Genomic DNA, 21,095 nt, shown 5'->3' on the forward strand with positions numbered 1-21,095 from the left:
CGTCAGGTGTCGTTCATTGCCGGTGAGCATTTTGATTCACCTACATATCTAGGGACGTTCAGGCAGCGCAATTCGATAGGTTGGATTCTTTACAGCCCGTCATGGATGGCCCGATATGTCAGAACAACCCATTAACCCCACCCCCGAAGGCACGTTCAACGTTGACCTTCGGGGTGTGCATTACGACTTTCTCAAAAACCGCGTCCCAGCCTGGTTTCTCGGGGCCTTGAACCGGCGCCAGGAAGAACTCGCCAACCACCAGATGGAACTGCCCAACTGGTACCTGAACGCCACCCATCAGCAAAAGGCTGACCTGGCTGACAGCCATACCCGTTATCGCGAGGCCCTGAACCAGGTCGAGAACACCCTGGGCGAGATCAGGGACGTAAAGGCGTTTGCCGAGCAGCCGCTTAAAGACGCCATCAAGCAACGCTTCAACCTGGATCTGGACGTCAACAACGTCTATTTCGCCAGCAAGTATGAGGTTAACGCTCGCGGCGATCTGGGCGGTGCGTTTGTCTTCGACCAGCACCGTGGCCCGTCGCAACGCTTTGAGTACCGGGGTATTTCCCTGCTGGAGGCGGCCCTGGCCAATTTCGTTCCCGACGAAGAAAAAGCCAGTGAGTGTGCAGATTGCCAGGTCATCACAACCTGGAGCGCGTATGACGGCGAAATCATCCCGAGCCCCGAGGCGATCAAAGGTGCCGCCCTGGCCATAAACCCCCATGAGTTTGCCCAGCTGTGCCGCACTCTGGACTTGGGCGGTTTGTATCAGAAGCACCTCAAGGCGATTGTCCAACCCACGGATAACAGCCAGCGCGCCGCTCTGGAAACTCAATTGCGAGAGCATCAGCGACAACTGTTGGCGCTGAGCGCCGAGGTGGCGATGCACCAGCCCGAATGGGGGATCAGCGCCGACGGCTATCGCATGATCCAACAGGTCATCACTGACCCGGGCAAGGCCACTCTCGATGGCAAACCCGTGACGTTTGCCGCGCTGAAGGTGTTCGGCAGCGTGCTGGTGGGGCCCTTGCTGATTGGCCCCGCGCGTCTCGACTCTGACAGGGTCGAGCGGCTGCTGGTACACATTCCCCATGACCCACAGCAACCGCTCAAGGAGTATGCGTCCAGTAGCGAGTTCATGGCCGACCTCAGAACCCGCTTGCACGGTGTGTCGTACCGGCGCTTTTTCAGCCGGTTCGTGCCCCAGGGCGACCAGGGCAGGTTTTTCCGGCAATTCAACCTGCTGTACAAACCCGCCAATGGTAACGGCGTGGCGGGTGATTACCCCTTGGCGGCAACGCCCAAGCGATTGCCCATAGAGGAGACGGGCATCAACGGCAACCTGTGGGAACAACTGCGTAAGGCGCAGGTGCGCAAGATTCTGGCCGATGCCCGCGCCGTCGCGGTGCCCACCGGGGATGAAGACCAAAAGGCACGGATCGCGCGACTGGAGGGCTACGTGGATGCGGTGATCAGCGTGTTCAATCTCGCCGCTTTTGTCGTGCCGGGGCTGGGCCCGGTCATGCTGCTCGTGGGTGCGACGCAGATGTGCTTTGAAGTGTATGAAGGCATCGAAGCCTATGAGCGAGGCGATGTGAAAACGATGTGGGCACACTTTTCCAGCGTTGCTCTCAATGTCGCGATGCTGGGCGTCGGGGCCAAGGTGTTGCCGAGTATCAACACAGCGGGAATGGTCGACAATCTGAGGCCCGTCACCCTGGCGTCGGGCAAGCAGCTGCTGTGGAACCCTGACCTGTCGCCTTACAAGGTGCCCATTGAGTTGGGCGCCGATGCAACGCCGGATGAGTTGGGGCTTTACCAGCACAACGGCCAGACCATCCTGGCCCTCGATGGCGATTATTTCCGTGTCGTACAGGACGCTGAAACAGGGCAGCATCATATTCGCCACCCCACCCGAGCCGATGCTTATCAACCGCAGCTTGGGCATAACCATGCCGGTGTCTGGAGCCACGAGGTGGACGCGCCGCTGACCTGGGACCGTCAGACTTTGATCAGGCGCCTGGGGCTTGAACAGACGCCGCTTAGTCCCGAGCGGCTGGAGCAAGCCCGCGCCGCCAGCGGTGTGGAGGATGACGTGTTGCGTCAGGCGGTTGTCGAGCATGAGCCGGTGCCCCTGATGCTCAACGACACCCTCGAGCGCTTCAAGGCCCATCAAGCCTTGACGACCTTTGTCGAGCAAATGAGCAGCGCTGAACCTGCCGAGTACGCCAAGGCCGATCCGGCGCTGCAACTGCAGATTATGCAGCGACACGGCATGTTGCCCACAGACGTGGCGTTGCGGGTCCTGGCCAGTCACGGCAGGGTGCTCTGGCAGAGTGAGGCGCTGGCGTCCTGGCCCACGCGAGTGGTCGTACTCACGGACGAGCAACTGATTCGGGGGCAGTTACTTGAGCAAGTATTGAACACGTTGCAGGGCATTGATCCGCAGCTCAAGGACGTCCCGGGCAGTGCGTTGGACGCGCAGGCGGTACGGGCGGGTAAATTACGTCAGCACATCGCCGACACCGTCGATACGTTCAAAAGCGCGTTGATTGAAGAGCGTTACAAGGCATTGACTGCCTCCGTCGATCCCGACGTGCAGAGGGTGATGGCCAGCCACCCCATGCTGCCGACGTCAGTGGCTGAGCAGTTACTCAGCGGGTTGACGGTCGAAGCGCAGCAGGCGTTTCACGACACCGGCTTGTTGCCACCTCCGCGCATCGAGCAAGCGAAGTGGTATGAGCAGGAAGTGCGGGTGTCGCGTGCCTATGAGGGGCTTCACCTGGACACGCCGGGCAATCTGGACAGCCTGCGCCTGGCCTTGCATAGCGTGGAAACGTTGCCTGGATGGCCGCAAGGAACGCGGATGGAACTGCGCCAATATTCGGCCACGGGGCCGCTGCTGGATGCGATCGGTTCCCCCAACGCGGTGCAGGTCAAGACGCTGGTCCTGAGGGAAGACGGTTTGTTTGAGGCGCCCATGCCCGGGGACGTTTACGCCGCTGCCTGGGATGCCTTGTCTGTCGCGCAGCGTCAGGCCTTGGCGATGACCGACGCACGCCAGTTAAAGCAGGCCGTTACAGCTTCCCCCTTGCCTCGCGAACAGTTGCGTGCTGTGTTGCTGGCCAATCCTGTGCGTAAACCGGCCTACGACCCCTCCATGCGTCTGTTGGGCGGTAGCGGTATTCGAAAGATGGTCGCCGACGTTTTCAGCTCTTCGCGGGCCAGGGCGAAAACCCGGGCCCGGGTACTGTATCCGACCTTAAACGAGGCAGAACTCACCCACTTTATTGCTTCACTGGCGCCCGACCCGCACGCCAGGTTGACGGCGCTGGAACTCGAATACAAAACCCTCCAACGTGACCTGCAGGTCTGGGTGCGAGCCAATGCCCCGAAAAATCCGGTGACTGCGTATGACCGTGCAGGAGGTTGGGCGCGCGGTTTTGCCGATAGGATCGAAAGCTGCTGGCGCCGCAAGACCGACACCCTCTCGTTGCACGCAGGTCCTGAGCAGGAGTTACCGGTGCTGAATGCAGATTTCAGCCATGTTCGGGCGCTTGAGCTGTATGGCATCAAGTGGTCCGATACGGCTCAAGCATTTATCAAGCGTTTCACCCACGTCAAAGAGCTGGGCATTATCAGCGTGGGGCTCACCGAGCTGCCTGATGTGATCGGCGAAATGAACAACCTGACCTTGTTGAATCTGCGCTCCAACCGCATCCGCTTGACCCCGCAAAGCGCCGCAACACTGGGCGCCTTGGGCAACCTTGAAGAACTCGACCTGTCGGGTAATGCGCTGGGCCTGACCCCGGACTTCAGTGGCATGAACCGCTTGAAGAAGCTGAGGTTGAGCAACACGCAACTGGCTCAGTGGCCGACGGGGTTGCAACATCAGACGGGCCTGCAGCTCCTCGACTTGCGTTACAACCAACTAAGGGAAGCGCCCTCCTCACACCTCAACCCGCTGGACGATCAGTTGGAAGCGATGGCCAGGATCAACAACGTGACCTTGCTTCACGGTAATCAATTTCCCTCCGATTATTGGATGAAGTTTGACCGTTACTGGAAACGCCTGGACCTGGTGCGGCCCGAGTTGATGAACGCCGAGCATCTCGACGCGTTTGACAGCCCCAACCCCAGGCTTGAAAGGTTTCGGCGCATCTATCCGAAGAAAACCATTGCGCAACTCAAGCGGTTTATCTGGGGGGCGTCAGAAGACGACCTGCTCAAGATCGAACGGGAATTTGACACGCTGGAAAGACAGCTGAACGCCTGGGCGTTTTCGGGGGGCGGTACGAATCAGCATTACGTTCTCACCTCGGAGCGGGGCCTCAACTTCTCGGCCGCCGACGACAGGTTCATGGCGCGGCAACGGATCCTCCAGTGCTGGCGCAAGGAAGGCCAGCAGGTGAGCGCCTTCGACGGTACACCGATCGGCTATGAATTGGACCTCAGTGGCCTGAGTCTGCCCAGCCTGCCGGATCTGGATGTCGATTTCAGCCATGTGGGCTCGCTCAAACTGAAAAACATGGGCCTGAATGCTTCGCCGGAAGGGTTTCTCACGCGATTCCGACAGGTGCGCTGGCTGGATATGTCGAACAACCGACTCTTGGCATTGCCGCTGGCGCTGGGCGAAATGAATGGCCTCACTCGTTTGACCTTGAACGGCAACCAGATCCGGCTGACCCCGACAGCCGTCGGCATCCTGTCTGGGCGCATCACCCTCAGGGCCTTGTGGCTGTATAACAACCCGCTGGGCCTGGCACCGGACTTCAGCCTGCTGACTGACATACGTACGGTGGACCTGAGAAATACCGGCATTGATACGTGGCCTGCCGGGCTGACCGAGCACACGGGGATTAACGAGATATACCTGAACAATAACCAGATCACGACGATCCCGGATGCGGTCATCGCCCCGTCAGAGGCGAACCTGGGCCGCATGGCCCAGGTGAATAACGTGACCGACGTGAGCAATAACCCTTTGTCGGTGGCCACTGTGCAACAGGTGAGCGCCTACCGTGCCCGCCTTGAACAGGCCCGGCTGGCGACTCCGGATAACCCCAGCCGCCTGGTCGCCACGGCACTGAATAGTTCGACCAGAGCGCCAGTGGGCACGGCTTCGCAAAACCCGTTCCAGCGCTGGGTCCTTGGGTTGCCCGGGGAGCAAGTCACGCTGCGCCGCGCCCAATGGCGTGTATTGCAGGAGCAGGAAGGCGCGGCACCTTTCTTCGAGATTCTGCAGCGCCTGGACCTGACGAAGGCCGACAGCAGCGACCTGCGGCGCCGAGTCTGGGAGGTGATCGACAGCATCAGCGAAAACACCCCCGAGTCCCAACGCCTGCGCAAGGAACTGTTCGACCTGGCCGGCGAGCCGGGTTGCTGCGACCGTGCTGCGTATTCGTTCAGTAACCTGGAGGTCAGGACCCTGCTCTACAAGGCCCGGACGCAGGCCATGGATCAGACCCTGGGCACACAGTTGTCCGAGTTGTCCAAGGGGCTGTTGCGTTTGCATGAGGTCGACAAGATCGCGGCGGCGGACATCCAGCGCAGCGAAGCCATCGTCAACGACCCTGCCGTGTCCACGGCCGATAAACTGCCCCATAGGCAGCGTTTGGCAGAGGAGGTGGAAATCCGTCTGGCCTATCGCTACGGCCTCAAGGACCGCCTGCAATTACCGGGGCAGCCACAGCACGTCACGTTCATCGGCATGGCGGGGGTCACGCCCACGATGCTGGACGGTGCCTATGCCAAGGTGATCGCGTTGGATAACTCCGCCGAAGAGTTTCAGGCGCTGCTGTCTCGGGAATTCTGGCAAGACTATGTCACCCGGAAATACCGCTCGCAGTTCGATGCCCAAGGCGAGCCTTACCAGCAACAGTTGGCCGCGCTGCATGAAAAACAGCAGGCCCAGGAACTGTCGGCGACCGTCTACAAAGAGAAAGCCGATGACCTGCATGCGCAACTGGCAATCAAGGAGGGCGAACTGATCGGCAGGCTGACCCGCCAGGAAATCGCCGAAATGCGGCTCCCCCGGGAACCCCTTGAGGCGCTGGTTGAAGCCGACGCGGTGCCGGGTTTGCAGCTTTCACAGGCGCGTGCCATTGAGTTCAACAAGGCACGGTATTTTATTGCAAGCATGCCGGACGCGGGCGACGGTCAGCATTATCTGTTGTGGGTGCAGAACCCGAATAACCCCTACGAACTGGTCAGCAGCGGCATTGTCGCCAAGCCGGAGGTGGCGGGAGGCTGGACGCGCAGAGGCTTGGCGGGCGGCGGGTCTGACAGTGAATTTGAGGAGGCCGTGGAATCCATGGCGGCGGCGCCCTATACGTCAGACGAACTTCGCACCATGAGGCAGCAAATTCACTTTACGGTCAGGCAACACCCGCCGGGGACTTACGTACGTGCCAACAACGGCAAGTACCCGTTGAGAGATCTCCAGGGCAGGCCGGTGCGTATTCGCAAGCTGGAGAGAAGCATCACCCTGGAGTCCGGTACTCACTACACCTCAGAGCCCATCAAGCCTTACATCAAGTTTGAAGGATATGAGGGCGTCGGCGCGCTGTATGAAGAAAAACTGCAGGTGCGCGCGTTCATTGAGCAGGATATGCAGGTGCCGCAAGAAAAGTCCCTGATAGGACAAAACATGGTCGTTGCCAACCGGCGTATCGCCAAAGGCGAAATAGTCGGTGTGTATGGCGGGACCATTCTTCCCACAGGAATTTTCGGGTCCGAAGGGCACACCTACACCATGCGTGTCGGCGACAGGCCGACCCTCAAGATAGACGTGCTCACCAGTGAGCCGATCTTCCTGTCGGGAGACAACATCCTTTCCAGAATAAACACGGTTCTGGAATATGACGCGGATGGCAAGCCGCTACGCCAGGCTGCCCAGGGCTATAACGTGGAAGCCGTGTCCTTCGAGATTGAGGCGGACCTGATGCTGGGAGTGGGCGAGAGCGCCACACCAAAAAGAAAGGACTACACCCTGCCAGTGGTATTTGCGACGCAAGATATTCCAGCGGGGGCAGAACTGCGCATGAATTACCAATACTCCGACGAGATGATAAAAACGTTGTTCACGTAATATTTTTCACATCGGGAGGCTTGATGCCGCGGTGCGTTCCTCCTGGACACGTGCGTCTTCAGGAGGGACGTGGAGGCACGGAAAGGGGCGTCCAATCCGCGTGAGCTGCTCTGATCGAGCCCTGCTATATAGTTATCACATGCTTCAAAAAACCACTGCATAAGATGGCAACCTTACTCATTACGAGGTTGTCATCCCATGCCGGATCTCACGGTTACCACCCCACCAACCCTCCCGCCCGGAGATAAAGGGCAACATTACACGTTGATCAAACAGGCGATTCCGACCTGCCTCATCAACAGCTCGCCACCGCGTCGCCGGGCCCTCAAAGAAACCTCGCCAGATATTCCTGCTTGGTATGCCGCTGCTTCCCAGGCGCAGAAGGATCAGCTCAGCACGCTGCTGGACGCCCGTTGTGTTTCGCAGAACAAACTGGAGAAATACTTCAGCAGCATCCAACTGCTGCAAGCGTTTGCCCAGCCATTGCTGGAGGCGAAATTAAAAGCGTCCGGCCATGTACTGGACGTCAATCAAACCTGGCTACGCCTGTATTTCCCGGTCGAAAACGCTTTTGGTGCAAAGACCGGCGGTTTCAAGGTCAAGACGTTTTCGTTGCTCAAAGCCGCGCTCTGCAACTTTGAGGCGCGCGAGGCCGAGGAGGATTTTTTCGACAGCGCCTCGGGGTTTATCACGGCACCGAATGAGCAGGGCCATTTCGAGCGCCACACCACAACCCTGGAAATCCATACCTTCGCACAACTGTGCCGTGAGCTGGATCTGGGCGATCAATATCTGACTTACCTGCGGCCAATGTTGCACCATCCCGACGGCCGCAAGCCCTATGTCCGCTATCAGATAGACGCCTTCAAGGTGGCGGCTCACCTGGCGCTGATCAAGGGCGATATCGGCCACAGCGATTACGCGCTGTTGCAGCGCGTGGAAACGGGAGAAAAGCGCATCATGCTCGACGGCAAACGGGTCCGGTACCGCCGCCTCAGCCTGATGAACCTGGCCTTGCGTGAATGCTTGATCATCGCTCCCTGTCGCCAGCCTCGTCTTCCGTGCTGGGTTATTGTCTACATCCCCGATGACCCCGACCATCCCATCAAGCGTTATGAGTCATTCGAGGAATTCAGCAAGGAGCTGACCGATCGCTTGACGGCGAGTGCCAGTAGGACCGCCGACCGCTCCAACGGCTGGACAGCCACGCAGTATCAGCAATTTTTCGCAAGGTTCGTAGCCGACGCGGATCGTGCGTACTACTACCGCAGGCTGACGGAACTGGTGGTGGACGCTCCTCCCCAGCCGTTCGGGGAGCAGTGGTTGCGTTCGGAGTGGGGGCGGTTACTGACGGCGCCGTCTTTTTCCACTGAACCCTCCTATGACGAGCCGCAGCCGTCTGTGCGCGTTTCTGCGACCGACCCCGAATTCAATATCCAGGCCTACGAGCTCAACGGTCTTGTGACGAGCGTGGACCTTTGGGTTTATCGCTATGCCAGCTTGCGCGGGCAGATGCTGGCGGATGCCCGAAACCAGGCGGTGAGCACTGCGGAGGCTGACGAGGCCTCGCGTTCACGGCGAGCGGCGCATTACTTGAGTATCGGCCTGTTTGCCTTGAACCTGGTGGGGATGGCCGTGCCGCCGTTGGGCGTGGTGATGACTGCCGTGACGGCCGGCCAACTGCTCTACGAGATCGTTGAAGGCGTCACCGAACTGAGCCAAGGTGACCGCGAGGCCGGTTGGTCGCACATCACCGATGTGCTGGAAAACCTGGCGTTGCTGGTGGTGCAGGGAGCGGCGCTGCACTTTACGGTCTCGCCTTTCATCGAGCAGCTCAAGGCGGTGACCTTGCCCAGCGGCAAGACCCGCCTATGGAAACCGGACCTGTCAGCCTACGAGCACACCTCGCCGCTACCTGGAACCGCCACGTCTGATGAGCGGGGGTTGCACACCTTCAATGGTAAAACCCTGCTGCTCTTGGAAGGCCGGCGGTATGCGTTGCAGAAAGACCCAGTGCTTGACCGGTACAGCATCACCCATCCCACCCGGTCAGACGCCTACCAACCGAAACTGACGGAAAATGGCGCTGGCCTCTGGAATCATGAGGCAGAGAGCCCGCACAGTTGGGAGGGCGTGAAGCTGATGCGGCGTTTGGGGCCGATGACGGAGGGTTTGAGCGATACCCAGTTGCAGCAGGTTCGACACGTGGCGGATGTGAGCGAGGATGTGCTGCGCCGCGTGCACGTGGAGGGCGAGCCGGTACCGGCCATTTTGCTCGACACGCTGCGCCAGTTCAGGGCCTACCACGATGCTGAACAGGTAGCGCAAGGCATCCGGGCCAACCTGCTCCCCGACGCCTTATGCAGTTACTCGGCCTCTCTTGCAGTGGAAATGCCGAGGTGGCCGAAGGCCAAGGCCATTGAGGCGTTTGTGGCGACGACCCTGGAGGGCGACTCGGTCAAATACGGTAACCAGAGTGCCAGCAGAGCCGAGACCTTGAGGGTCAGCCGTGATGACTTGGTGAACGGCCTATTGCCCAGGCGTATTGTCGAGTTTCTGGATGAACGCGAGCTGGAGGACTTGATAGAGATCTATCCCCCAAAAGACCCGCAGGCGCGCATTGATGCATTGCGCGATCAGCTGGAAAACCATGCCAAAGGCGCCAAGGTGCGCTTGATGCGCAGTATCTACGAGACGCAGCGGCCAAAGGTCGATAGTCCTGTCGCCTTGATTCAACGCGATTTCTCGAGCCTGCCTGGCCTGATGGCGCAAGAGCTGCTGGCAGACGTCCCGCCGAAGCAGTTACAGAAAATGGTCGACAGCCGACGTATTCCGCTGGAGTTGGCTGAAAATGCCAGGGTGATGCAGCGCCGGTTTCGCCTTGCGCTGGCCTATGAGGGGTTGTACCTGGAAGCCATGGCGGGTCCTGACACTGAAGCCCTGGTGCTCAACACCTTACCGGCGTTGCCGGGTTGGTCGGATAACCTGCGCCTGGAAATACGCGAGGCAGGCGTTGAGGGGGTGTTGCGGGCCAGCCTTGGTCCGAAGAACGCGACAGATCGCAAAATACTGGTACGGGTGGGTGATGGGCGCTATCAGGCTTTTGACGGCCGCGGTCAGCAATTACATGGCATCAATGGTCTCTATGGCACGTTGCAACACGCGTTGCCCGATGCTCATCGCAACAGGATCGGTCTGCCCCATGTTGGTCAGGGGGAGGAGTTGAAAGTGTTGGTGATTCAACATGCGATCCCCCGTGAACAGTTGGCTGGCAGCTTGGGTATGCAACCGGCAAGACGGACATCTTTTCGGCCGTGGCAGACCTTCCCTGATGGCCGTCGCGGGTATCCGTTGAGTGGGCGCGGGGGGAATCAATGGGATCAGATCACGCAGGAGCGGGTTCGTAAGCTTTACCCGCATATGGCGCGTGACGAAATGCTCACAATGATCCAGGAGCGGGGCGCCGTTGATCTCACGTGGCTCAAGGCGTTAGAGGATGAGTACAAAACCATGCAATCCACATTGATGAGGTGGATGAGCACACATAAGGAAGGTGTGGAGCGTTTTGGCGCAGAGGACCGCAAGGTGCTTAGCGCCAGACGCAGGATTTATGACACGCTGATTGATGCCTGGAAACGAGTCGGCCCAGGGCACCTCGATGCCCATGGTCGCTATCTGGGGCAGAAAATAGAATGGCACGAAGTGGAGCTGGGTCAGCAGTTGCAAGCGTTGCCTGCGTTAACGGCAAACTTCGATCATGTCACCTACGTCGGGTTGTATGACGTGGATGTGACGGATGCGGACATCGTGCCGTTCCTTGCAAACTTTCGGGGGCTACGTCGATTGAATGTGGAGGCCTGCGAGCTGACTCAACTGCCGGCGGCCATCGAGCAGATGCCACACCTGAGGCGGCTGTCGCTGGGGGGCAACCACATTGTCTTGACGTCTGAAGATGTCCTGCGGCTGAAGGGCTGTGTTCAGTTGAGAGAGTTGGCCCTGAGCATTAACCCGCTTGGCTTGTCACCCGATGTCAGCCGGATGCCCCTGTTGCGCAGACTTTTACTGAATGACACAGGCCTGCAGGAATGGCCCACCGGCGTGTTCCGCGTGCCCCGGCCAGCGGATTTCATCCTGGATATGCAGAACAACCCTCTATCTCGGGTTCCCGAATTTGCGCCCGGCTCCGATAAGGCGCTGATTGTGGCGCGAACCTTCCTCTCCCGCGACGGGTTGGAGCCTGATCAGCTTGCACGGTTCAAGTCGTACATTGAGGCTGCCGGGCGGGATCCGGATCGCCGTATGCCTGCCAGAGGGAGTCTTGACAGTGACCTGTGGAAAACCGGTTATTCGGATGAGGAGTGGCCTTCCAGGCAGCTGTTATGGGAAATGCTTGAGGGAGCGTTTGGCTCGGAAGGTTTTTTCGACGTAATCAGAGCAGTCAGGAATTCCGGCGATGCGCTGGCGCCAGGCGGTCGATGGTTGCCGGAACTGACCGCCAAAGTCTGGCGCATGCTGGAGGCCATGGGTGAAGACGTGTTGCTGCGAGAAGAGTTGTTCTTGATGGCAAGAGACACCACGGCCTGCGTTGATGCTGGCGCACAGTTGTTCAATTCGATGGGGGTTGTGGTACTGCTGCGGTCAGCCTATTTCAGCGAGGATGTGGCCTCAGTGCGCCGGGCTGTGTTCAAACTCGCCCGGGGCAAGTGGCGGTTGGATGAGCTGGGGCGCGTTGCTCATGATCGCGTGGCGCGGCTGCTGGAGCAGGGAGTCAAATTTCCGGAGTATGACGAACAGGGCCAGCGCGTTCAGCATGAAGACGCTCACGGAGAGCCCATCGACGACATCGATGAGGTCGAGATCTATTTGGCGTATACCGTCCCGTTGGCGACCCGGCTGGATTTACCGTGGCAATCCAGGACCATGATGTTTCGCGAGGACTACGTGACCCCGTCGATGGTCGATTCGGCGTTCGAACGCGTAAAAGCGCTCGATCAAGGGGAACAGCTGCGTACCCACTTGCTTGAACAGCCAATGTGGACTGACTTCCTGCAGCGTGCCCATCACGCTGAGTACGCAGTGTTTGCCGAAAAATTCGACGCGTTGATCGATTACCAGGCTGCGCAGAAAAAGTGGGCCGGTGATGCGGGCCTGAGCGAGAGTGCAAGGCAGGCCTTGCGCCAGACTATCGGCCAGGCGGCGCAACGCCTGGGCCGCTCTGGCGCTGACAGTGAGCCTGGGCGGCTAATGTCCGACTCGGAATATCGCGACGCATTCGACCGCATCAATGCCGAGCTGATAACCCTGAACCAGAGGTTGACCGACCAGGCGATCAGTGAAGTTGCCTAGAACAGAAAGTAACGCTGGGCCATCGGCAAAACCTCCGCAGGCTCACACCACAGCAATACACCGTCGGCCTTGACCTGGTATGTCTGCGGATCCACCTCGATATCCGGCAGGTAATCGTTGTGGATCAGGTCGGTTTTCTGCACGCTGCGGCACCCCTTGACCACCGCAATCTGCTTCTTCAATCCCAATTGCTCGGGCAACCCCGCCGCCAATGCCGCCTGGCTGATAAACGTCAGGCTGGTGGCGTGCAGCGAGCTGCCGAAGCTGGCAAACATCGGGCGGTAATGCACCGGCTGCGGCGTTGGGATCGAGGCGTTGGCATCGCCCATCAGGCTTGAGGCAATCGCGCCGCCCTTGAGGATCAAGGTCGGCTTGATCCCGAAAAACGCCGGGCGCCATAGCACCAGATCCGCCCATTTGCCCACTTCGATGGAGCCCACTTCATGGCTGATGCCGTGGGTGATCGCCGGGTTGATGGTGTACTTGGCGATGTAGCGCTTGGCGCGGAAGTTGTCGTTGCCTGCGCCGTCTCCCGGCAGCGGGCCGCGCTGTTTTTTCATCTTGTCGGCGGTCTGCCAGGTGCGGGTGATCACTTCGCCGACGCGGCCCATGGCCTGGCTGTCGGAGCTGATCATCGAGAACGCGCCGAGGTCGTGCAGGATGTCTTCGGCGGCGATCGTCTCACGGCGGATGCGGCTTTCGGCGAAGGCCACGTCTTCGGCAATGCTCGGGTCCAGGTGATGGCAGACCATCAACATGTCCAGGTGTTCGTCGATGGTGTTGCGGGTAAACGGCCGGGTCGGGTTGGTGGAGCTGGGCAGCACATTGGGCAAGCCGCAGGCCTTGATGATGTCGGGTGCGTGACCGCCACCGGCACCTTCGGTGTGGTAGGTGTGGATGGTGCGGCCCTTGAACGCGGCGAGGGTGGTTTCGACAAAGCCGGATTCGTTGAGGGTGTCGCTGTGGATCGCCACCTGCACGTCGTACTCGTCGGCCACGCTCAGGCAGTTGTCGATGGTCGCCGGGGTGGTACCCCAGTCTTCGTGGAGCTTGAGGCCGATGGCGCCGGCCTTGACCTGTTCGATCAACGGCTCCGGCAAACTCGCGTTGCCCTTGCCGGTGAAGCCGATGTTCATCGGGAACGAGTCGGAGGCCTGGAGCATGCGTGCCAAATGCCACGGGCCCGAGGTGCAGGTGGTGGCGTTGGTGCCGGTGGCCGGCCCGGTGCCGCCGCCGATCATGGTGGTGACGCCACTGGTCAGTGCTTCTTCGATTTGCTGCGGACAAATGAAGTGGATGTGGGTGTCGATACCGCCGGCGGTGAGGATCATGCCTTCACCGGCGATCACCTCGGTGCTGGCGCCGACGCAGATGGTCACGCCGGGCTGGATGTCCGGGTTGCCGGCTTTGCCGATGGCAAAGATGCGACCGTTTTTCAGGCCGACGTCGGCCTTGACGATGCCCCAGTGATCGATGATCAGCGCGTTGGTGATCAGGGTGTCGACCACTTCATGGGCGAGCAGTTGGCTCTGGCCCTGGCCATCGCGAATCACTTTGCCGCCGCCGAATTTGACTTCTTCGCCGTAGACGGTGAAGTCCTGTTCGACTTCGACGAACAGCTCGGTGTCGGCCAGGCGGACCTTGTCACCGACGGTGGGGCCGTACATGTCGGCGTAGGCTTGTCTGGAAATCTTCATGTGCATGCCTTGAGATTCAGGAAAGTTTGAAATCGTTCGCTTCGTTCTCTATCGCGGGCAAACCCGCTCCCACATTTGGAACGCATTCCCCTGTGGGAGCTGGCTTGCCTGCGATGAGGCCCGAGCAGACACCAGAAAAACTACAGGTCGCCCATGATCCGTCCGGCAAACCCGAACACCCGGCGCTTGCCGCTCAGCTCCACCAGTTCCACTTCGCGACTCTGCCCCGGCTCAAAGCGCACGGCCGTGCCCGCCGGGATATTCAGGCGCATGCCACGGCTGGCGGCACGGTCGAAGGTCAACGCGTCGTTGGTCTCGAAAAAATGGTAATGGGAGCCGACCTGAATCGGCCGGTCGCCGCTGTTGGCCACGCTCAGGGTAGCGGTACGCCGGCCCACGTTGAGTTCGATGTCGCCAGGCTGGATCTGAAATTCGCCAGGAATCATGCAGGTTGTCCCAGGGTCTTGAAGTAGATGGCGGTCGGGGTGTAGCGCCCGTCCGGGCTTTGGCAGTAGTTGGGCAGTTCACCGATCTTGGTGTAGCGCAGCGACTGGTAGAAGGCTTCGGCGCCGGAGCCGGCTTCGGTGTCCAGGTACAACAGCCCGCGCTTGTATTGGCGGGCGCTCAGTTCCAGCGCGGCCATCAGCTGTTGGCCGAGGCCTCGGCGCCGGGCCTCGCTGTGCACCAGCAGCTTTTGCACTTCGGCACGGTTCAGGCCGTTGGCCTTCAGGCACAGCGCCAACTGCACGCTGGCCACCACCACTTCATCGCGCACCACCACCCACAGCAGCAGGCTGCCGTCCTCGATACTCGCCTGCACGCCGCTGAGGTAACTGCGGGCCTGGGTTTCGTCGAAGTCGGCCATGAAGCCTACCGAAGCGCCGTGCTTTACGGCGTCCAGCAACAGCTCAACCAGGCCCTGGCGGTAATGGGCAAAACTCTCGGCATTGACTCGACGCAGTTGGGCGTTCATCGGTGTCACTCCTTGGGCGGTTCGGCGCCAGGGTTGAGTGTCAGTTGCATGAAGGTCAGGTCCAGCCAGCGGCCGAACTTGGTGCCGACCTGGGGCATCTGCCCGGTGGTGACAAAACCCAGGCGCTCATGCAGGCGGATCGAGGCCTGGTTGCCGCTCTCGATGGCGGCAACCATCACGTGTTTGTCGCAGGTTTTCGCCCGCTCGATCAGTGCCTGCATCAACTGCGGGCCGAGGCCTTTGCCGCGCTGGTCGCTGCGCACGTACACCGAATGTTCGACGGTGTGGCGAAAGCCCTCGAAGGGCCGCCAGTCGCCGAACGAGGCATAGCCGATGACCTGCTCATCCTCGACCGCCACCAGGATCGGGTAAAACTGCGCCTGGCGCGCGCTGAACCAGGCCTGGCGGTTGCCCAGGTCCACCGGCTGTTCGTTCCAGATCGCCGTAGTGTTGAGCACTGCGTCGTTGTAGATATCGCGAATCCCTGGCAAATCGGCGTGCAGCGCATCACGAATCAAAAAGGACATGGCCGGGCCTCAGGCGATAGGTTGGTGGACGGTGACCAGCTTGGTGCCGTCGGGAAAGGTCGCTTCCACCTGGATGTCCGGGATCATTTCCGGGATGCCTTCCATCACTTGTTCGCGGCTGAGGAGGGTGGTGCCGAAGTGCATCAACTCGGCGACCGTGCGGCCATCGCGGGCGCCTTCCATCAGTGCGGCGGAGATGTAGGCGATGGTTTCCGGGTAGTTGAGTTTCACACCGCGCGCCAGGCGCCGCTCGGCCACCAGGCCGGCGGTGAAGATCAGCAGTTTGTCTTTTTCCCGTGGGGTCAGGTCCATGGTTCAGGTGCTCCAGATTCTGGGTGAGACGGCTTCACGGCCCAGCACGGCCGGGCGCAGCAGCCGCCATAAATCAATCAGCCAGCCCCGTGCCTGCAGCGCTTCACTGGCCAGGCAGCGGGCCACCAGCAAGCCGGGCAATTGGGTCAGGTCGCCGCGTACCGCGTGGGGCAGGGAGCGGCATTGTTCGAGTAATTCACTGTCGATTTCACCGGTCACCAGCAAGGTCGCGAACACCGGTTGCCCATCCAGCCCGATGGGCGAGTCGAGCAAACCGTCGGCGCCCACAATGCGCTGGCGCTCATGCCAAATCAACTGGCCGTCGCGGCGAATATCCAGGTGCGACTGGAAGTGCCCGAGGTCGAAACGCTCACCGCTGGCGGGGCGTCCGAGGGCGACCACGTCCCAGTAAAACAGCCGGGCATCGCCTTGCAGGTCGATGCGGGTGGTGAGTTCGGCCTGGGCGGCGCTGAACACGATGGTCTCCTGCGGCAGCCACTCCAGGGTGGCGCCCGCCTCAACCGTCAGCTCCAGTGTTTGAAAGGCCGGGCCATTGGCGCGGTACCACTTGGCTGCGCCGGGGCTGGTCAGTTGTGCCCAGGCACCTTCGGCGACATGGGCCGTGATGTCGAGGCGGTCACCGCCGGCAATCCCGCCCGGCGGGTGCACGATGATGTGTTGGCACACCTCGGGGCCTTCGGCGTACAGGTGCTTTTGCACCCGCAGCGGGCCGAGGTGGCGACGCATCACCGGGCGCGTGGTGTCGCCGAAACGCGCGTAGCCGAGTTCCAGCTCGGCGTGCCAGCTGGGGGTGAACAGCGCGGTGGGGGCAGGTAGAGTCATGGTCAGTGCTTATCGTTAGGACGCTACAGATTAGATCGTAACGAGCCCGCGCACACCCTCGCTTTCCATATTTTCTCCACGCCCCTGCTGGACGATTTCGCCCCGGGACATCACCAGGTATTGGTCGGCCAGTTCGGCGGCAAAATCGTAGAACTGCTCCACCAGCAGAATCGCCATGTCGCCCCGCGCTGCGAGTTTTTTGATCACCGCGCCGATCTCCTTGATCACCGACGGCTGGATGCCTTCGGTGGGCTCGTCGAGAATCAACAGGCGCGGGCGGCTGGCCAGGGCCCGTCCGATAGCCAGTTGCTGTTGCTGGCCGCCGGACAAGTCGCCGCCACGGCGTTGCTTCATTTGCAGCAGCACCGGGAACAGTTCGTAGATGAAGGCTGGCACTTCCCTGGCCTCGGCGCCGGGAAAGCGCGAGAGGCCCATCAGCAGGTTTTCTTCCACGGTCAGCCGGCCAAAAATCTCCCGGCCTTGAGGCACGTAGGCAATACCGGCGTGCACCCGCTGGTGCGGCTTGAAGCCGGTAATGGCCTTGCCTTCCCAGTTCACCGCACCTTCCTTGGCCGGCAGCAAACCCATCAGGCACTTGAGCAAGGTGGTCTTGCCCACGCCGTTGCGGCCCAGCAGGCAGGTGACTTCGCCGACTTTTACCTCAAAGGAAAGCCCGCGCAGGATGTGGCTACCGCCGTAGTACTGGTGCAGCTTGTCGACTTGCAGCATGTTCAAAATCTCCTCAATTCCTTGTGGGAGCTGGCTTGCCTGCGATACAGGCGACGCGGTGTATCAGTGGCACCGTGTCGAGGCCATCGCAGGCAAGCCAGCTCCCACATAAAGCATCAGCGACCTAGGTAAACCTCGATCACCCGCTCATTTTCCTGCACCTGTGCAAGCGACCCTTCGGCCAGCACGCTGCCCTGGTGCAGCACCGTGACGTGGTCGGCAATCGAGCCGACAAAGCCCATGTCGTGCTCCACCACCATCAGCGAGTGCTTGCCCGCCAGGCGCTTGAACAGCTCGGCGGTGAATTCGGTTTCGGCGTCGGTCATGCCCGCCACCGGTTCGTCCAGCAGCAACAGTTGCGGGTCTTGCATCAGCAGCATGCCGATTTCCAGGAACTGCTTCTGGCCGTGGGACAGCAAGCCGGCGGGGCGATTGACCGAAGCGGTGAGACGGATAGTGTCGAGGACTTCGCTGATGCGGTCTTTCTGCTCCCCGCTCAGGCGCGCCCGCAGGCTGGCCCACACCGACTTGTCGGTGTTCTGCGCCAGCTCGAGGTTTTCGAACACGCTCAGGGCTTCGAACACCGTGGGCTTCTGGAACTTGCGCCCGATGCCGGCCTGGGCGATCTGTACTTCGCTCATGCTGGTCAGGTCCAGGGTTTCGCCGAACCAGGCCTTGCCGTGGCTGGGCCGGGTCTTGCCGGTGATCACGTCCATCAGCGTGGTCTTGCCCGCGCCGTTGGGGCCGATGATGCAGCGCAGTTCGCCGACGCCGATGTACAGGTTCAGGTCGTTCAAGGCCTTGAAGCCGTCGAAGCTGACGCTGATGTCTTCCAGGGTCAGGATGGTGCCGTGACGGGTGTTCAGGCCCTTGCCGGCCGACTGGCCGAGGCCGATGGCATCACGGGCGCTGCCCTGGTCTTTGTTCGGTTCCAGAATGGGTTCGAGCATGAATTCCGCCGTCGCTGTGATTCTCATTGGTCGCCCCTTTTCTTCAGCAGGCCGATCACACCCTTGGGCAGATACAGGGTGACGATGATGAACAGCGCACCGAGGAAGAACAGCCAATACTCAGGAAACGCCACGGTGAACCAGCTCTTCATGCCGTTGACCACGCCGGCGCCCAGCAGCGGGCCGATCAGTGTTCCGCGACCACCGAGGGCCACCCACACGGCAGCTTCGATGGAGTTGGTCGGCGACATTTCGCTGGGGTTGATGATGCCCACCTGCGGCACATACAACGCACCCGCCAGGCCGCACAACACCGCGCTCAACACCCACACAAACAGCTTGAAGCCGCGTGGATCGTAGCCGCAGAACATCAGGCGGTTTTCCGCATCCCGCAGCGCGGTCAGTACCCGGCCGAACTTGCTCTGGGCCAGGCGCCAGCCGATGTACAGGCTCGCCACCAACAGCACCACGGTGGCCACAAACAGCGCCGCCCGCGTGCCCGGTTCGGTGATGCCGAACCCGAGGATGCTGCGGAAATTGGTAAAGCCGTTGTTGCCGCCAAACCCGGTCTCGTTGCGGAAGAACAACAGCATCCCGGCAAACGTCAGGGCCTGGGTCATGATCGAGAAATACACGCCCTTGATCCGCGAGCGGAAGGCGAAGAACCCGAACACCAGCGCCAGCAAGCCCGGCGCCAACACCACCAGGCACATCGCCCAGAGGAAGTGGCTGGTGCCGGTCCAGTACCACGGCAATTCGGTCCACGACAAAAAGGTCATGAATGCCGGCAGCTCATCGCCGGACGCCTGGCGCATCAGGTACATGCCCATGGCATAACCGCCCAGCGCGAAAAACAGGCCGTGGCCGAGGGACAACATCCCGGCATAACCCCACACCAGATCCAACGCCAGGGCGACGATGGCGTAGCACAGGATCTTGCCCACCAGCGTCAGCGTGTAGGCGGAAACGTGCAGCGGGTTTTCCGGTGACAGCAGCGAGAACAACGGCAGCGCCAGCAGCAGGATCAGCACCACTGCACCGACCGCGACGGTCACCTTGGGGCCGGCCTTTTGCGCGGCCGTGAGCATCAATGGCTGGTTCATCAGTCGATCACCCGTCCTTTCAGTGCGAAGAGTCCTTGCGGGCGTTTCTGGATGAACAGAATGATCAGCGCGAGGATCAGGATCTTGCCGAGCACGGCACCGATCTGGGGTTCGAGAATCTTGTTGGCTATCCCCAGGCCGAAGGCGGCCATGACACTGCCGGCCAACTGGCCGACGCCACCGAGCACCACCACCAGGAACGAGTCGATGATGTAGCTCTGGCCGAGGTCCGGGCCGACGTTGCCGATCTGGCTCAAGGCAACGCCGCCGAGGCCGGCGATGCCGGAACCGAGGCCGAAGGCAAGCATGTCCACGCGCCCGGTGGGCACGCCGCAGCAGGCGGCCATGTTGCGGTTCTGGGTCACGGCCCGCACGTTGAGGCCCAGGCGGGTCTTGTTCAGCAGCAGCCAGGTCAGCACCACCACGCACAGCGCGAAGGCGATGATCACGATGCGGTTGTACGGCAGCACCAGGTTGGGCAGCACCTGGATCCCGCCGGACAGCCACTCGGGGTTGGCCACTTCAACGTTCTGCGCACCGAACACCAGACGCACCAGCTGGATCAGCATCAGGCTGATGCCCCAGGTGGCGAGCAGGGTTTCCAGCGGGCGGCCGTACAGGTGACGGATCACCGTGCGCTCCAGGGCCATGCCGATGGCGGCGGTGACAAAAAACGCCACCGGCAGCGCGACCAGCGGGTAGAACTCGATGGCCTGGGGCACGTAGCGCTGCATCAGCAACTGCACCACATAAGTGGAGTAGGCGCCGAGCATCAGCATCTCGCCGTGGGCCATGTTGATCACCCCGAGCAGGCCGAAGGTGATCGCCAGGCCGAGCGCGGCCAGCAGCAGGATCGAACCCAGGGACATGCCACTGAAGGCCTGGCCGAGGATCTCGCCCACCATCAGTTTGCGCTTGACCTGGGCCAGGCTGGTTTCGGCGGCGGTGTGCACGGCGGCGTCGGCTTCGACGCCGGGGGCGAGCAGGGCCTCAAGGCGGGTGCGGGCCAGCGGGTCGCCGGTGCCTCCGAGCAAACGCACGGCGGCCAGGCGCACGGCCGGGTCGGCGTCCACCAGTTGCAGGTTGGCCAGGGCGAGGCTCAGGGCCACATGCACGTCGTCGTTGGTTTCGCCGGCGAGTTGCTGGTCGAGGAATTTCAGCTGCGCAGGTGTGGCGCTTTTTTGCAGGGTTTGCGCGGCGCCAAGGCGCACCTTGGGGTCGGCGGCGAGCAGTTGCTGGCTGGCTTGCACGTTGTCGATCAGGCCGCGCAGGCGATTGTTCAGGCGTACGGTCTTGGTTTCGCCGTTGACCGTGATCTGACCTTGTTGCAGGGCGTCCACCAGCTCGATGCGCGCCGGGTCGGGCTGGGCGGCCCAGTCCTGGAGCAGCTTGGCTTGTTGCATCGGGTTGGCGGCAAGGAAGTCTTCGGCGTCGCTGGCGTGTGCGGCGAGGGGCAGCAACAGCAGGGCGGCGAGGATGAAGCGGTGGAGGGCAGTGGGCATATTCTTGGGCCTTGCTCGAA

12 protein-coding genes are annotated in these 21,095 nt (G+C 61.1%); 2 read left to right on the forward strand and 10 right to left on the reverse strand.

All coding sequences use genetic code 11. The features are described from left to right. The first annotated feature begins 115 nt into the window (after window positions 1-115). Together HX875_RS02510 and HX875_RS02515 are read left to right on the forward strand one after the other, a co-directional pair. Complete coding sequence (locus HX875_RS02510; RefSeq protein WP_177041359.1) at window positions 116-7,093, forward strand: NEL-type E3 ubiquitin ligase domain-containing protein; 6,978 nt, start codon at window positions 116-118, stop codon at window positions 7,091-7,093. A 198-nt stretch (window positions 7,094-7,291) separates the two neighbouring features. After that, a complete protein-coding gene (locus tag HX875_RS02515; RefSeq protein WP_177041361.1) occupies window positions 7,292-12,439 on the forward strand; it encodes a dermonecrotic toxin domain-containing protein in 5,148 nt (1,715 codons plus the stop codon). Here HX875_RS02515 and ureC read toward each other — a convergent pair. The 10 genes from ureC to urtB form a co-directional block, all read right to left on the reverse strand. Continuing rightward, window positions 12,436-14,136: an urease subunit alpha gene (gene ureC, locus HX875_RS02520; protein WP_177041363.1), complete on the reverse strand. Its 1,701-nt coding sequence runs from the start codon at window positions 14,134-14,136 to the stop codon at window positions 12,436-12,438. The two genes, HX875_RS02515 and ureC, sit on opposite strands and share 4 nt — an antisense overlap. A 140-nt stretch (window positions 14,137-14,276) precedes the next feature. Then, window positions 14,277-14,582, reverse strand: a complete 306-nt coding sequence (locus tag HX875_RS02525; protein ID WP_177039716.1) for an urease subunit beta — start codon at window positions 14,580-14,582, stop codon at window positions 14,277-14,279. Beyond that, complete coding sequence (locus HX875_RS02530; RefSeq protein ID WP_010173956.1) at window positions 14,579-15,109, reverse strand: GNAT family N-acetyltransferase; 531 nt, start codon at window positions 15,107-15,109, stop codon at window positions 14,579-14,581. Before HX875_RS02530 ends, HX875_RS02525 begins: the two co-directional genes overlap by 4 nt. Window positions 15,110-15,114: 5 nt before the next feature. Further along, window positions 15,115-15,636 carry a GNAT family N-acetyltransferase gene (locus HX875_RS02535; protein WP_177041365.1) on the reverse strand — a complete coding sequence of 174 codons (522 nt, stop codon included), beginning with the start codon at window positions 15,634-15,636 and terminating at the stop codon, window positions 15,115-15,117. Between the two features lie 9 nt (window positions 15,637-15,645). Beyond that, window positions 15,646-15,948: an urease subunit gamma gene (ureA, locus tag HX875_RS02540; protein WP_032878149.1), complete on the reverse strand. Its 303-nt coding sequence runs from the start codon at window positions 15,946-15,948 to the stop codon at window positions 15,646-15,648. Between the two features lie 3 nt (window positions 15,949-15,951). Further along, complete coding sequence (locus HX875_RS02545) at window positions 15,952-16,791, reverse strand: urease accessory protein UreD (protein ID WP_177041367.1); 840 nt, start codon at window positions 16,789-16,791, stop codon at window positions 15,952-15,954. Window positions 16,792-16,821: 30 nt separating this feature from the next. After that, window positions 16,822-17,520, reverse strand: a complete 699-nt coding sequence (gene urtE / locus HX875_RS02550; RefSeq protein ID WP_010173963.1) for an urea ABC transporter ATP-binding subunit UrtE — start codon at window positions 17,518-17,520, stop codon at window positions 16,822-16,824. Window positions 17,521-17,636: 116 nt separating this feature from the next. Continuing rightward, the gene (urtD, locus tag HX875_RS02555; protein ID WP_371132039.1) at window positions 17,637-18,497 is read right to left on the reverse strand and encodes an urea ABC transporter ATP-binding protein UrtD; all 861 of its coding nucleotides are present in this window, start codon (window positions 18,495-18,497) and stop codon (window positions 17,637-17,639) included. Then, entirely contained in the window at window positions 18,494-19,573 is a 1,080-nt protein-coding gene (gene urtC / locus HX875_RS02560) for an urea ABC transporter permease subunit UrtC (protein ID WP_003217376.1), read from the reverse strand. The genes urtD and urtC overlap by 4 nt, the downstream gene beginning before the upstream one ends. Next, a complete protein-coding gene (gene urtB, locus HX875_RS02565) occupies window positions 19,573-21,075 on the reverse strand; it encodes an urea ABC transporter permease subunit UrtB (protein ID WP_177041369.1) in 1,503 nt (500 codons plus the stop codon). The genes urtC and urtB overlap by 1 nt, the downstream gene beginning before the upstream one ends. Window positions 21,076-21,095 lie beyond the last annotated feature (20 nt).

It is taken from the genome of Pseudomonas yamanorum, assembly GCF_013386765.1.
Lineage (GTDB): Bacteria > Pseudomonadota > Gammaproteobacteria > Pseudomonadales > Pseudomonadaceae > Aquipseudomonas > Aquipseudomonas yamanorum_A.

Coding starts and splice junctions, on each gene's coding strand:
- urtE (WP_010173963.1), bottom strand. CDS start 17,520: ATGCTGCAAGTCGACAAGCTGCACCAGTACTACGGCGGTAGCCACATC.
- HX875_RS02525 (WP_177039716.1), bottom strand. CDS start 14,582: ATGATTCCTGGCGAATTTCAGATCCAGCCTGGCGACATCGAACTCAAC.
- HX875_RS02530 (WP_010173956.1), bottom strand. CDS start 15,109: ATGAACGCCCAACTGCGTCGAGTCAATGCCGAGAGTTTTGCCCATTAC.
- HX875_RS02535 (WP_177041365.1), bottom strand. CDS start 15,636: ATGTCCTTTTTGATTCGTGATGCGCTGCACGCCGATTTGCCAGGGATT.
- ureA (WP_032878149.1), bottom strand. CDS start 15,948: ATGGACCTGACCCCACGGGAAAAAGACAAACTGCTGATCTTCACCGCC.
- urtB (WP_177041369.1), bottom strand. CDS start 21,075: ATGCCCACTGCCCTCCACCGCTTCATCCTCGCCGCCCTGCTGTTGCTG.
- ureC (WP_177041363.1), bottom strand. CDS start 14,136: ATGAAGATTTCCAGACAAGCCTACGCCGACATGTACGGCCCCACCGTC.
- urtD (WP_371132039.1), bottom strand. CDS start 18,497: ATGAGAATCACAGCGACGGCGGAATTCATGCTCGAACCCATTCTGGAA.
- urtC (WP_003217376.1), bottom strand. CDS start 19,573: ATGAACCAGCCATTGATGCTCACGGCCGCGCAAAAGGCCGGCCCCAAG.
- HX875_RS02545 (WP_177041367.1), bottom strand. CDS start 16,791: ATGACTCTACCTGCCCCCACCGCGCTGTTCACCCCCAGCTGGCACGCC.
- HX875_RS02515 (WP_177041361.1), top strand. CDS start 7,292: ATGCCGGATCTCACGGTTACCACCCCACCAACCCTCCCGCCCGGAGAT.
- HX875_RS02510 (WP_177041359.1), top strand. CDS start 116: ATGTCAGAACAACCCATTAACCCCACCCCCGAAGGCACGTTCAACGTT.